We start from the raw sequence: 13175 nt of genomic DNA on the forward strand, positions 1-13175 counted from the left end.
GCATGGAGTCATTCAAGGGAAGTCTCGCCAGCTATCGCCTGCAGATGGTGATGCCGCCGTTGTTCTCGACCGCGGGGGTGGAAGGCACCCTGCGCGTGGAGCGCGGAGCCATCCGGCGGTGTTTCCAGGTGAAGGACGGCTTCCTGGTGGGTGAGAGCTCGAATGACCCCCGCGAGCACCTGTCCCAGGTCCTGGTGAACCTGCGCATCCTGGATGCTCCCCGGGCCGCGGCGGCCTTCGAGGCGGCGGAGGGCGCGGGCACCCCCTATGGCACCTTCCTGGTGCAGCGCTGCTTCGTGGAACTGCCCCGCCTCATCGAGGCGATGGAGCACAAGGCCCGCGAGGCCCTCTTCGACTGCTACGGCTGGGAGTCGGGCGAGGTGGAGTTCACCCCGAAGCTCCCGCCGTCCTCCCGCGCGGTGGGGTTGAAGCTCGCGCTGAACAGCCTGCACCGCGACGCGGTGACGCGGCTGCGCGAGTGGTCCGTGTTCCGCGAGGTCTTCCCGCACCTGGACGCCACCTTCAGGGTGTTCCGCGAGTTCGCCGTGGAGACCTTCTCCGAGGAGGAGGACAAGCTGCTGGAGCTGGCCGCGAGCGGCGCCACGCTGGGGGAGATGCTGGCCACGGCGAAGGAGGCCCCGCTGTTCGCCGCGCGGTGGATCCTCCACCTCTATCGCCGGGGCGCCCTGGCGCCGCGCCTGCCCAAGGGCCCCAGGCTGGGAGAGGCCGCGGAGCTGGCCGAGCTCCTGAACCTGGTGAAGCGCTTCCTGGAGTCGGGCAAGTACGACCACGCGGTGGCCCTGGCCGCGCAGATCCTCGAGCGAGGCCCCGTCCCCGAGGCCCACGCCCTGTACCGTGAGGCCGAGGTCCGCCTGACGCTGGCCCTGAGCGACGAGCTGTTCGCGCTGGATGGACGGCTCGTCTTCGAGCCCATCCCCCGCCCCACCCCGTCGCAGCTTACGGCAGATGACCTCTATCTGTACTCGAAGCTGCGAGGCAGCCGGAGCATCCGCCAGGCGCTGCGCACCGCGGCCATGGGCGAGCTGGCCGCGTCGCGTTCGGTGCACCGGCTGATGGCCTCCGGGCTCATTCACGTCGCGCCCCTGCCCGGCTCCGACGCCACCGCCGAGGCGCGCCGCACCAGCACGGACCCCTTCGGCGTCCCCGCGGTCAACGTGGGCTCCTGAAGCCAGAGCTCCCCCAGGTCCAGGACCACCGCGTCGAAGGGCTCCGCGCGCATCCGGGCGGAGCCTTCGTGCACCCCCACCCGCGCCCAGCCCCTGTTCCCGCGTCGGTACACCTCCAGGCGACACCGGGCCGGGTCGATGAGCCAGACATGCTCCACGCGGGCCTGGTGATACGCCTGCATCCGAGAGGAGAGCTCCCCGCTCCGTGACGAGAGCACCTCGCAGACCCAATCCGGCGCGGGTGTGAGCCAGGGTGCCTCAGGCTCGGGGGGCTCCGGCACCTCCGCCCGTCGCCAGGCCGCCAACGGGGGCACGACGACGCCCGACTCCAGGTGGAGCTCCGGCGTCTCCAGGAACCACCAGCCCCCCGGCCCGCCCCGGGCCCAGTCGAAGGGCCGCACGAGCAGCGCTCCCAGCCGATGCACCAGCGGATTCAGGTCCACCGCCGCGCGGGGCATGGGCGCGGGCCACAGCGCCTCGAGCGGCTCCGCCACCCACGGCAGGGGCGGCGTCTCGATGTCCTCATACGTCCTGGGCTTCGTTCCTCGGATGTCTCCCACGCCTGCCTCCGTCGATGGGACGCCCAGCGTCCCTCGCGTGACACCCCACCCCACAGGGTGTCGACCTGATACGTAGGCAGTCTAACGCCCGGTCTGACATGTCGGGTCCACCGACCCCACCGTCGCGGCTACGACCCCGTCTTGCGCTTCTTCTTGGGGGTGAACGCGTCGCTGCGCGGGTGGAACTCGTCGTAGACCGAGCGCAGCCGGGCGCTGTTCACGTGCGTGTAGATTTGCGTCGTGGCCAGGTCCGCGTGACCGAGCATCTGCTGCACGGCCCGCAGGTCCGCGCCGCGCTCCACCAGGTGCGTGGCGAACGAGTGCCGCAGCTTGTGCGGAGACAGCGGCTTGAGGATGCCCGCCTTCAGGGCGTAGCGCTTGATGAGCTTCCAGAACCCCTGCCGGGTGAAGCCTGAGCCCCGGGGCGTCACGAACAGCGCCCGCGCCTCACGCCGCCCGAGCATCGCCGGACGCGAGCCGGCCAGGTACTCGCGGACCTTCTCCACCGCCACGCGCCCCAACGGGACGACGCGCTCCTTGGCGCCCTTGCCCTTCGCGACCAGATACCCCGCGCTGAGCTGCACGTCGTTGACGCCCAGGCCGCACAGCTCGCTGACGCGCAGCCCCGTGGCGTAGAGCACCTCCAGCATCGCCCTGTCCCGAAGCCCCGCGGGAGAGCCCTCGTCCGGCGCGGCGAGCAGCTGCTCCACCTCCTCGAGCGTCAGGAACGAGGGCAGCTTGCGCGCCGAGCGCGGCGTGTCCACGTCCTCCGTCGGGTCCTTGTCCGCCAGCCGCTCGGCGACGAGGAAGCGGTGGAAGCCGCGCAGCGCGGCCAGGTGTCGCGCCTGGCTGCGCTTGCCCAGGCCGCCCTTCGTCAGCGCCGACAGGTGCGCCGTCACATCCTCCTGGCGCGCCCGCGTCACATCGTCGACGCCGCGCCCGCGCAGGTCCTCGAAGTACGCGGTGAGGTCCGCGGCGTAGGCATCCACCGTCTTGCCGGACAGCCCGCGCTCGGCGCGGATGAACGCGATGAACGCGTCGAGCAACCCTTCCATGGCCTTCAGGCTAGCGGAGCCTCGCGCCGAGGCAATCCAACGCCCCCAACTTCCCGGGCGCGCCCCTCAGCCATGGGGCCCGCCCGCCGCGCCCTCCGTCGTCGAGGCGCGCTCCAGCGCCTGCACCACCCACGGCCAGCCCACCAGGATGTTGCCCGGCGAGCGCAGGCAGGCATCCGCCACCGCCAGCACCTCCGCCGGCCGCGAGCGCACCGCCAGCGCCAGGTGCCGGCTCAGGAACGGGTGCGGCAGGTAGCTCAGGTTGTGATGGCGCACCGGCACCCAGTGCAACGTCGGGCGCCCCGTCCACCGCTCCACCGCGTACGCCACCGCCGACGCGAGCACCTCCAGCGCGTACAGCGGCAACCGGAACGCGCTCACCAGGAAGGCCACCAGCGCCGACGCCGCCACCGCGCCCGCGAACGACACGTTGGCCTGCCGGCTCCACACCAACATGGGCACCACGCTGGTGACGATGGCTGCCACCTGCACCCGCCACACCGACGGACCCCGCCCGCCGCTGATGCTCGCGATGCTGCCCACCGACAGCCCGGACACCATGCCCAGGCAGATGCCCACCGCCACCCCCGCCGCGCCCCCGAGCACCGGCCCGAAGGCCCCCGCCGCCGTCGCGTGCAACCCCACCAGCATGGACAGGCTCGCCAAGGAGCCCAACATCACCCCGGCCGCGAGCCCCGACACCTGCGCGAGGGCCAGACCCACCGCCGAACAACACAACGCGGACACCGCCCAGCCGCCGCGAAGTGGAATGCCGGCACAGTACAACCCCAGCCCCACCAGCCCCGTCACCAGCGGCGAGCCCACCACCAGCATCAACAACATCCGCCGGACGTAGAGCCCCGCGGCCCGGCCGCCATTGGCCTGCTCACGCCACAGCTGGCCGATGCGCCCCCCGGGCGCGAGGATTCCCGCCGCGCGGAGCCTGTAGTGCAGGTCCACCGGGCGGAACAACAGTAGCAATAGCAACCTCATCAGCGACGGAACCTGCTGCGGCATGTCCGTTCGCGTTGGCTCCGCGGCCCCTGATTCCACGGCGGCCCCCCTCTTGTTCGAGTTTCAGTCCTCCAGCCTACCCTTGCCCTGCCGGAGGATTTCAAGCGTGTCGCCGATGAGTGAAACCACTGTCGACGGTTCGTTCAATGTCACGCCTCCGTCGAGGATGAGCTCCAGGCCATGCCCGAACGCGTCCTTGATCTCCCGCGCGTCCGTGAGCGGCTCACCGTCCGTATTGCTCACCGACGTCGTCACCAGGGGGCGCCCCAGTGCACGCGTCAGCTCGCGCGCCAGGGGGGCATCCGGGACCCGGATGCCGACCTGCTTCTGCTTCGACATCATCAAATCGGGCACCAGCCGCGTCGCCTCGAGGATGAAGGTGAACGCACCTGGAGTGAGACCCTTCATCGTCCGATACGCGAAATTGCTGACGTGAGCGTAACGGGCGACGTCCGACAGGTCCGGGCAGAGGAAGGACAGGGGCTTCTTCTTGTCGCGTCCCTTGAGCTGGTAGAGCCGCTCGATGGCCTTCTTCGAGCCCAGGTCACAGCCCATGCCGTAGTACGTGTCCGTCGGGTAGGCGATGAGCCCGCCGCGCTCGAGCACCTCCACCGCGCGCTGGATGTGGCGCGGCGACGGGTGCTCCATGTCCACCTCGAGGATGGGTGCGGCCATGATTCGTGTGTCCCTCCTGCGTGCGGCCCAAAAGCCTACGCGGTTCCCTGTGCCTCGTCCGTCCTGACTTCGCCACTGGCCGTCAGTGCACGTCGCGTCAACACCGGGCCCACCAGCTCGTGCGCGGTGATCATCGCGACGATGAGCACCTCCACCTGGGGCCCGAAGGTCGGGAACGTGCGCGACACCAGCGCCGCCAGGCCGAACGTCACGCCCGCCTGCGAGATGAGCCCCATCCACAGGTACTCCTTCAGCCGCGGGTCATCCGTGGGGGCGAAGCGTCGACAGGCGAACCAGATGGCCAGCCCCCGGAGCACCACCAGGAGCAGCGCCGCCGGCCCCACCGTCATCAACGCGTCCAGCTTCAACCCCGCGCCCGCCGCCGCGAAGAAGAGCGCGAACACCGGCAGCCCCGCGCGCTGGATGGCGTGGTGGATGCGCTCCCCCTCGCGCTCGTCCAGGTTGGCGATGAGCGCGCCGGCCGCCAGCGACACCAGCAGCGGGGACAGGTGCAGCCGCGTGCCCCCCTCCGCCGCCGCGAAGGACAGTCCCACCAGAAACAGCGGCAGCTCCTGCTTCACTCCTCGCATGTAGAGGAGCATCACCACCGCGAGCACCCCGCCCACCACCACCGAGCCGAACAGCTCCCACCCCACCCCGCTCAACAGGCCCGTCACGTCCAGCCCGCCGCCGAAGCTCGCCCGCGTCACGCCGGCCGCCAGCGCGAACGCCACCATGACGAACAGGTCGCCGATGATGACCAGCGCCATCAGGAACTCCGTGAAGGAGCCCCGCGCGCTCGTCTCCTGGACGATGGCGATGGTCACCGTGGGCGAGAACGACACCACCACCGTGGACACCAGCGCACTCACCGCCAGCGCCTGCTGCCAGGACATCGGCGCCAGGAACGGCAGCAGCGGCTTGAGCGCGAAGGTCGCCCCGAAGCACACGGCGAACGTCACGCCGCACACCGCGGCGCACAGGAGCGCCACCCTCGCGCCCACGCGGCGGATGAGCCCCAGCCGCAGCTCCGTGCCGGCCACCAGCGCGATGAGGCTCACCGCGAGCCCCTTCACCAGGTCCAACCCCTTGACGCCCTCGCCCGGGATGAAGCCCAACGCGTACGGCCCCACCGCCACGCCCACCAGCAGGTAGCCCGTGAGCCGGGGCAGCCCCAGCCCCTTGGCCACCTTGCCCGCGAACAGGCCGCACAAGAGCAGCGCGCCGGCCGCCAGCGTCACCGGCGTGCCCGCGTCCTCGCGCAGCACCTGGGCGCGGCTGATGATGGCCAGCAGCCCCACCAGGAGCAGCAACCGCAGCACCGCGCCCCTCATGTGGCCACCCCCACGCTCGCGGACTCCGGAGGCTCACGCGGCGGCGGTGGCGAGAGGACCTGGCGGAACGCCGGTCCCGCGAGCAGCTCGTTCACCACCGCGCCCACCACCACCACGTCCAACACCCGGCGCGCCAATGTGCCCGGCACCAGGAACTCGTATTCGGCCACCAGGCACAGCGCGAGCCCGCCCTGCGCGATGAGCGCGTAGCCCACCCGGGGCGGCAGCTCCAACACGCCCCGCGCCAGCCGCTGCGCCATCCGTCCCCCCACCACCTTTCCCAGGAACCGCAGCCCCACGAAGCCCGGCACCAGCGCCCAGGCCGCCCAGTCGCGCGTGTACAGCCCGCTGCCCACCAGGAACACCACCACCAGGAACACCGGCCGCTCCACCCGCCCCAGCGCGCGCGCCACCCGCTCCACCGTGCGCCCGCCCACCAGCGCCAGCGTCGCCCCACACGCCACGCCCGCCAGCAGCGCCGACACCCGCAGGTACGCCGCCGCGCCGCCCACGAGCGCCACCATGCCCAACGTCACCGTGGTCAGCTCCGCCGGGTCCTTCATCGCCCGCGTCAGGAACGCCAGCAACGCGCCGCACAGGACGCCCAGCAGCATGGCCAGACACACCAGCCCCAGCCCCTCCCCCGCGTTGGAGCCCGCGCCCAGCACCAGCGCCACCGCCAGCACCGCCAGCCCCAGCGCGTCGTCGAGCATCGTCAACAGCGCCACGCCCAACCCCCGCGCCCGGTCCATCCGCCCGCCCCGGTACGCCAGCACCGCGAAGTGTCCGGAGGACAGGCTCGCCGCCGCGCCCAGGAGCGACGCCGCCCCCACCGCCGCCACCACGGACGGCCGCGAAGTCAGCATCAGGGGCACCACCAGCGGCACCGCCACGAACAGGAACGCCGTGCCCGAGTGCGCCAGCGCCGCCGCGTACACCGGCCGGGGCAACAGCCGCAGCAGCCGGGGCTCCAGGTTCAACCCCAGGATGACGCCCGCGGTGCCCAGCCCCAGCGCCATCACCGGGCGCATCAGCTGTACGTCCTCCGCGGACAGCACCCCCGCCGCCGAGGGCCCCAACACCACGCCGAACAACAGGAACAGGAATCCCCCCGCCGCCAGCCGCGCCAGCGCGGGGAAACGCCCCGGGTCCAACGCCGGACTCGATGCGAGCAGGGAGAGCGCCGCGATGGCGAGGAAGACGAGCAGCGCTTGCACGGGGCTTGCTTACACCGGCCACGCCCCGCTCGTCACGAGCGCCGGTGGGTGGGGGCGGCGATCACCGGGAGGGCTACCAGCCGACCCATCGGGGGATCATCCGCGTCCATCTCCAGCTGGACACGTTGGATCATCCGCTCCATCTCCTCGGCCGACACGCCAGGGAGGGTGCTCACCAACAACACCCGGTCCTCGTCCGCTCCGAGGGCCAGACTGCGAAGCCCCGCGAACACGGGGACTTCGGCGGACAGCGCCGCGGCCGCGCTGCGAGCTCGGACCACCAGCGGCTCCGGGATTCCAAACTCCCGGAGCCGACGGATGGCTCGCTCGGTGCCTTCCACCTGCTCGAGGAACGTGATGACCAGGTACACGCGGGCCGTCTTACCGGGTCCGCGTGCCGTTGGCCACGCTACTCGTTCTGGCCGGGGCCCGCCGTCTCACCGGAGGGAGCCGCCGGAGGCGTGGAGCCCTCCTGCTGCGGCGCGGAGCCCTCCGGCGTCGCCGCCATCGCGGCCCGGGCCGCGCGCTTGCCCTCCTCGATGAGCTTCTTCACCTTCTGCCCACCCTTGCGGCCAATCTCCTCGTAGAAGTTCGGCCCTCGGGTGGCCTTGACCCGGTCGCCACCCTTCTTGCCGATCTCCTCGTAGAACTTGGCGCCGCGCTCGGCCTTCACCGTCTCGCCGCCCTTGCGGCCAATCTCCTCGTAGAACGAGCGACCTCGCTCCGCCTTCACCGTCGCTCCGCCCTTGCGACCGATGGTCTCGTAGAACTCGCGACCTCGCTCGTTCCGGACCGTCTCGCCACCCTTACGGCCCGCCTCGGCCACCGTCATGCTGCCCTTGTTGTCCTTGTCCGACATTGCGCCCTCTCCTCTCTTGGCTGCCTGCCCCCATCCCTCACCGCGATTGCCCCTTGCCTGAAACCTTGGGACGGAAGCGCCCCGATGCAAGCAAGCTCCGTACACCGCCAGCCGTTCTCGCCTGACCCACCACACCAAAACCCCAATGATTCCGGTGGGTTCGTCAAGCTCGCCCTGCTTACTTTCCCGGCGGAGGCATGCCCGGCAGGACGCTCTCTTGTTGAAAACAATTCCCTCCGCATTGCCGATTCCCGAACCGACACTCACTTTCATGCCCGCGGCGCGTGTTCTCGTGCCGCGGGGAGGCGTTGCGTGGCGCAGGGTGCGAAGACATGGCTTCGGGTCCTGGCCCCGATGCTCGTGTCCGTGGGTGGACTGTTGACGCTCCGGCTCCTGGGGCCGGACTTCATCGACCAGCGACATCTCTCGGATCTGCTGGCCCCACTGGGTGATGCGGCGCCTTTGGCATACATCGCCTTCCTCGCCGTACGTCCCCTGACGTTGCTGCCCGGGCAGCTCATGACCGCCGTGGGCGGGATGATGTTCGGGACGCTCGCAGCGACCCTCTATTCACTAACGGGCAGCTTCCTGGCCGCCATGTTGCTCTTCGTGCTGGCACGCAAGCTGGGGACCCGGCCGATGAAGCGCCTGGCCGGCGGCAAGTACCCGGCGCTCGTGCGCGCGGCGAAGCGCAACGATTTCCTCTTCTCGTTCACCATGTGCATCAACCCGCTGTGCCCCACCGACGTGATGCTGGCTGCGGCCGCCGCCAGTGGCGCGCGGTTCTGGCCCTCGGTGGCCGGAGTGATGCTCGGCACCATTCCCGGCACCTTCCTCACCGCGCAGTTCGGCAGCGGGCTGGCCCAGGGACGCACGGTGATGACCGCGGTGTCCGCCGCGGGCCTGGTCCTGTCGTTGGTGTTGGGTGTGTTCATCGGCCGTCGCTTCTACAAGGAGCTCAATGAGGCTCCGGAAGTCCCTTCACCGCCATCTGATGCGCGAGGGGATTCGACGGTTCCCGAGCTGCGGAGCGCGACGGCCGCGGCGGTGCCTGCCGCTCAGGCCAAGAGCAGCGGCGTCCCTGCCACGTATTGAGTGGAGGCGCGCGCGGGCGCGGACACCCGCGCGGCCCCGGAGGTTCCCTCCGACCTCAGTCCCAGCGGCTGGTGAGCTTCACGGACCACGAGCGGAGCGTGCCACTGCCCTGCCCCGTGGGGTTGGAGATGCGCAGGAGCCACTTGCCGTTGATGGTGCCGTCGCGCGGGATGCCCCGCGTCACGGGGATGCGCGCCGGGGGCACGCCCTCGTTGGGGCCGTCCCACAGCAGGGCCGTCTCACCACCCGGGTCCTCGAGCGTCAGCACCAGCTTCGACGGCTGGGCGTGCACCAGGTCCAGCTCCACGGTGATGTCCTCGGGCACGGTCGCGAGCCCCACCACGCCCACCGTGGACACCCAGGGCGTCGTCGTCGAGGCCGGCAGCGACAGGTCCGCGTGGTTCGTGAACGTGCCCGCCATCCACGACGGACGGCAGAGCCCGTCCTCCGCGCCGGACTGGGGCCCCGAGCACGTCAGGCCCGCGGCACACGGACGCAGCACGGAGCAGCTGTCGCCGTCGCCCGGCACGTACGCCGTGTTGCGGCAGCGGCCGTAGGCGATGGGACCGCCGAAGGCCAGGCCCGTGCACGACAGGCCCGCCTGACACGTGTTCGGCCCGGTGCACGGGTCACCTTCCGGCGCGAGCGCGACGTGGTTCTTCAGCGCCTGCAGCCCCGCGCCATCCATGAACGGCAGGCGGGACAGCTCCACCAGGTGGTCGATGCGGCGCGCGTCGATGACGGCCTGCGCCTGGGCCGCGCTCAGGCCCACGGTGCCCTGCAGGACGTTGAGAGGCGCCGAGTTCGCGGCGGCGATGACCCGGCGGGCCTCGGCGAGGTTGAACGCGATGCCGTGGAAGATGCCGACCTGCTCGTCCAGCGGCATCTCCACGCGGCCGGTGCCCCGGACATAGGCCTCCAGCGCCTCCAGCGCGGCCGGGCCCACCTGCGGAACCGCGTCCACCTGGGCGATGGAGACGAAGTGGCGATCATCCGCCGTGGACTCGATGCCGTCCGGCCCGTTGCGGTACGCGACCAGGCTCTGCGCGGTGAGCGCGTTGAGCGGCACCTCGTTGTCCAGCACGGCCACCGTCGTCGAGCGGCTGTTGAGGAACGCCAGCACGCCCGTGGACGCCGGAGTCCCCGTCATCAGGGCCTGCGCGCGCGTCATCAGCACCGCGGCGGGCTTCTCGTCGGCGGGGGTTCCACAGCCCAACAGCATGGGAAGAATGGAAAGCGGTAGATACCGCATCAAGTTGAAGGTCATGAGAACCGTGTACATCAGGTGTCCGACGTAATCTTCAACAGAGACGTCACGAGTCGCCGGTCACGGCCCCTTCAGGTCGGCTTCAGCCTGGCGGCGCAGAAGAAGGCGCCCGCGGCGGCGGTGAAGGTGGTGGCGGCGATCCACCCGTTCGCGGGGAGCTGGAACAGGGCCATGGCCGCTCCGACTCCGGCCAGCGTCAGGAAGACGCGTCGCGCGCGGGCCCGGCCTCCGCGCCGACGGCCCGCGGTCACCGAGTAGAAGAAGGCCGCCGCGCCCGCGACGAACTGGGCGAACAGCAATCGGTAGGCCGAGTTCCGCACGAGCTCCTCATGGAACTCCATGAGGGTGGGCGGCGCCGGGGGCTCGCCGGACAGGGCCCGGAGCGTCGCGTTGAAGCGGACGAAGAGCGCGTTCTCCGAGCCCATGGTCAGGAGGAAGAGCTGGACGAGGATGACCCCGAACAACGTCACGAGGAGGATGAGCCAGGGGACCGCGAAGCGCTGCCGTTGCCATTGGCGCAGGGCGTCGAGTTCCTCGGGTGTCAGCGTGAGCGCATCGGGGTAGCCCAGGCTCAGCAGCGCCTGGGTGGCGGCGATGGTCGACGGCATCGTCGGCGTGCCGAGCCCCGCCAGGGCATGTGTCTCCAGGTAGGAGCGCACCAGCGTCGCGCTGCGCTGGGGGTCGGGCGCGGAGGGCAACTGGAGCAGCAGCGTGTTGATGTCCTCGGCCAGAAGTCCTCGCTCCTCCTCCGAGGCGCCTTGCGCCCGACGGACCAGGGCTTCGAGGCGCTCGGTCGCGGAGTCCTCCGCGCCAGGTCCGGACACCGCCACTCGCTGACGCTCACCCACCGTGCTCCTCCCGCGCCCCGGATGCGGCAGGGCGGGAGGCATCGTAGCCAGCCGCCCCCACCTTCCGGAACTGGCGGCTCAGGAATGGAGGATGGGCTCCAGTTGGGCGGCGATGCGCGGGGGCATGCGCTCTCCGGGGCCCACGCCTGTCGGCCGCATCACCGCGCGGGCCCGGTCCTCGCCGTGGCGCAGGCGCATGCGAATCATCTCCGGGGAGAAGTCGAGCGTATCGCCCATGGGCGCGGTGGGTTCGATGACGGTGATGCGGCAATAGACATACGGCTTGCCGTCCGGGGCGCGGAGCGACGTCCCCTGCTCATGGGCCTGTCTCACCATGTCATTGATGCGCACGAAGACATCCACGTCGTTCATCAGGATTTCGTTGAGGGTGATGTCCGTGAGGCTCCGACGGGCCACGTCCAGGATGTTGGCGGGATGGCGGACGGGCTCCAGTCGCGAGGAAGAACAGGCGATGACGACGATCTCCGTGGGCGAGTACCCGAGCGCGTCGCCCAGCGGCGTCACGTTGCGCAGGCCTCCGTCGACGATGGCCTGGGGACCGATGGGCTCCCAGATGACGGGCATGGTCGCGCTCTGCCAGACGGCGGAGAGGAAGTCGCTCGCGTCGCTCGACACCAGCTCGTATTGCCCCGAGGTGAGCGACACGCGGCCCACGTGGGCGGGGATGGCGAAGGGCCTTCCGGCGAGGTTGCGCTCGACCAGATCTCTCAAGGGCGTGTTGTCATGGATGCCCAGCTTGTTGAGCAGGCCGATGCGCAGGGCGACGACGAGCCAGGGGAATCTCCGGTACACGTCCGACTCGCGGAGGTTCATCCAGAGGTCCGTCAGGCGCTCGTACTCGCGCTGGGCGATGACGGCGCCGTTCAGCGCGCCCACCGAGACGCCGAAGACGCGCTCCCAGCGGAAGCCGTGCACCTCACGCAGCACCCGCTCGGCGCCCACCTGGAAGGCGCCCTTGCCTCCACCACCAGACAGCACGAGCGTCGCGGGACGGTCCGACATGGGGCTACCTCGCTGGGGACGGTGGGAAGCGGGAGATAGGCACCACGGCGGAGGCCCGGTATCGCCCGAGGGCCCAGGCCCGCTGTCCTCCCCTGGGCCCTTCCCGCGTCGACTCAGCCTTCGGCGGCCCGCACCGCGCGCATGAAGCGCTGGAGCTTGTCGGCGTCGAGCGCCCCCGAAGTCCTCAGTCCGCTGCACACGTCCAGGCCGAACGGTCCCACGGATTGAATCGCCTCCGCCACGTTCTCGGGCTTGAGGCCCCCGGCCAGGAAGACAGGGACGGCGACCGCCTCACGGATGCGCCGGCTGAGGGACCAGTCGTGCACGCGGCCAGTGCCACCCAGCTCCTTCACCGCGAGGGACGGGTTGCCGGAGTCGAGCAGCAAGGCATCCACCTCGCGAGCGACGGCACAAGCCTCCTCCACGGACGCGGCATCGACGACGTGGACCACCTGCACCAGCTTCACAGCGGGCAGCGCCGCGCGCAGCCGCCGCAGTGTCCCCACCGGAAGGCTGTCGACGAACTGCACGGTGTTCACGCGGGTGCGACGGACCTGGGAGATGAGCTGCTCGGCGTCCTCTTCACAGGTCAGCAGGAAGGTGGAGACACCGGGAGGTGTGGTGACGGCGAGCTCGGTGATGAGCGCCTCATCGATGACACCGGGACCGCTGGGCATCCTGGAGACGAGCCCCAGTGCATCGGCGCCCCACTCCACCGCGAGTCTCGCCTCCTCGCGCGACGAGATGCAGCACACCTTCACCCGGACATGTCGCACCGGTTGCATCGGATTCCTCCATCCTTCGAGCGGGCCTGAGCCAGCACGACGACATAGGTAACGAGAGGGAGCCGCGAAAGGAGAAGTCCATCGGCCGGGCACCTTGCCGCTGCACGCGCCGCTTCGGTGCCTTCCGTGGCCTGTCGAGGCCCACCTCGAAGCTCGTCGGATGCGGTCTTCGCCGAGTCACGAGCGCTCGGAGTTCCTGCAACGTCGCGGCGAACAGCCGAGGGACTGGCACTCCCGGTCCGTCTGGCGAGAGAAT

14 protein-coding genes are annotated in these 13175 nt (G+C 70.6%); 2 read left to right on the forward strand and 12 right to left on the reverse strand.

The features are described 5' to 3' along the window. The first annotated feature begins 2 nt into the window (after nucleotides 1-2). On the forward strand, nucleotides 3-1187 hold the full coding sequence (locus tag K8640_RS20840; protein WP_223748613.1) for a DUF4388 domain-containing protein: 1185 nt from the start codon (nucleotides 3-5) through the stop codon (nucleotides 1185-1187). Here the strand turns inward: K8640_RS20840 and K8640_RS20845 are convergent. From K8640_RS20845 to K8640_RS20880, 8 genes are all read right to left on the reverse strand, one after another. Continuing rightward, a complete protein-coding gene (locus K8640_RS20845; RefSeq protein WP_223748614.1) occupies nucleotides 1091-1747 on the reverse strand; it encodes a Uma2 family endonuclease in 657 nt (218 codons plus the stop codon). The two genes, K8640_RS20840 and K8640_RS20845, sit on opposite strands and share 97 nt — an antisense overlap. 128 nt (nucleotides 1748-1875) lie before the next feature. After that, nucleotides 1876-2802 (reverse strand): site-specific tyrosine recombinase XerD, encoded by a 927-nt coding sequence (xerD, locus tag K8640_RS20850; protein WP_223748615.1) that lies wholly within the window; start codon nucleotides 2800-2802, stop codon nucleotides 1876-1878. Between the two features lie 66 nt (nucleotides 2803-2868). After that, on the reverse strand, nucleotides 2869-3819 hold the full coding sequence (locus K8640_RS20855) for a hypothetical protein (RefSeq protein ID WP_223748616.1): 951 nt from the start codon (nucleotides 3817-3819) through the stop codon (nucleotides 2869-2871). Between the two features lie 60 nt (nucleotides 3820-3879). Next, complete coding sequence (locus tag K8640_RS20860) at nucleotides 3880-4491, reverse strand: L-threonylcarbamoyladenylate synthase (RefSeq protein WP_223748617.1); 612 nt, start codon at nucleotides 4489-4491, stop codon at nucleotides 3880-3882. A 35-nt stretch (nucleotides 4492-4526) separates the two neighbouring features. Then, complete coding sequence (locus K8640_RS20865) at nucleotides 4527-5825, reverse strand: cation:proton antiporter (protein WP_223748618.1); 1299 nt, start codon at nucleotides 5823-5825, stop codon at nucleotides 4527-4529. After that, entirely contained in the window at nucleotides 5822-7042 is a 1221-nt protein-coding gene (locus K8640_RS20870) for a sodium:proton exchanger (protein WP_223748619.1), read from the reverse strand. Before K8640_RS20870 ends, K8640_RS20865 begins: the two co-directional genes overlap by 4 nt. Before the next feature lie 32 nt (nucleotides 7043-7074). After that, the gene (locus tag K8640_RS20875) at nucleotides 7075-7413 is read right to left on the reverse strand and encodes a hypothetical protein (protein WP_046713755.1); all 339 of its coding nucleotides are present in this window, start codon (nucleotides 7411-7413) and stop codon (nucleotides 7075-7077) included. A gap of 38 nt (nucleotides 7414-7451) precedes the next feature. Further along, nucleotides 7452-7901: a general stress protein gene (locus K8640_RS20880; RefSeq protein ID WP_141324348.1), complete on the reverse strand. Its 450-nt coding sequence runs from the start codon at nucleotides 7899-7901 to the stop codon at nucleotides 7452-7454. A 354-nt stretch (nucleotides 7902-8255) separates the two neighbouring features. On the opposite strand from K8640_RS20880, the gene K8640_RS20885 reads away from it, so the two are divergent. After that, a complete protein-coding gene (locus tag K8640_RS20885; RefSeq protein WP_255653314.1) occupies nucleotides 8256-8996 on the forward strand; it encodes a TVP38/TMEM64 family protein in 741 nt (246 codons plus the stop codon). Between the two features lie 55 nt (nucleotides 8997-9051). On the opposite strand, the gene K8640_RS20890 is transcribed toward K8640_RS20885, so the two are convergent. The 4 genes from K8640_RS20890 to K8640_RS20905 form a co-directional block, all read right to left on the reverse strand. Next, nucleotides 9052-10218 carry a proprotein convertase P-domain-containing protein gene (locus K8640_RS20890; protein WP_223748621.1) on the reverse strand — a complete coding sequence of 389 codons (1167 nt, stop codon included), beginning with the start codon at nucleotides 10216-10218 and terminating at the stop codon, nucleotides 9052-9054. 116 nt (nucleotides 10219-10334) lie between these two features. Continuing rightward, entirely contained in the window at nucleotides 10335-11111 is a 777-nt protein-coding gene (locus tag K8640_RS20895; protein ID WP_223748622.1) for a hypothetical protein, read from the reverse strand. 78 nt (nucleotides 11112-11189) lie between these two features. Further along, complete coding sequence (locus tag K8640_RS20900; protein ID WP_223748623.1) at nucleotides 11190-12134, reverse strand: patatin-like phospholipase family protein; 945 nt, start codon at nucleotides 12132-12134, stop codon at nucleotides 11190-11192. Nucleotides 12135-12247: 113 nt separating this feature from the next. After that, nucleotides 12248-12919 carry a phosphoribosylanthranilate isomerase gene (locus tag K8640_RS20905; RefSeq protein WP_223748624.1) on the reverse strand — a complete coding sequence of 224 codons (672 nt, stop codon included), beginning with the start codon at nucleotides 12917-12919 and terminating at the stop codon, nucleotides 12248-12250. Nucleotides 12920-13175: the final 256 nt, after the last annotated feature.

The sequence above is a fragment of the Myxococcus sp. XM-1-1-1 genome, from assembly GCF_020037095.1.
Classification (GTDB): Bacteria; Myxococcota; Myxococcia; order Myxococcales; family Myxococcaceae; genus Myxococcus; species Myxococcus fulvus.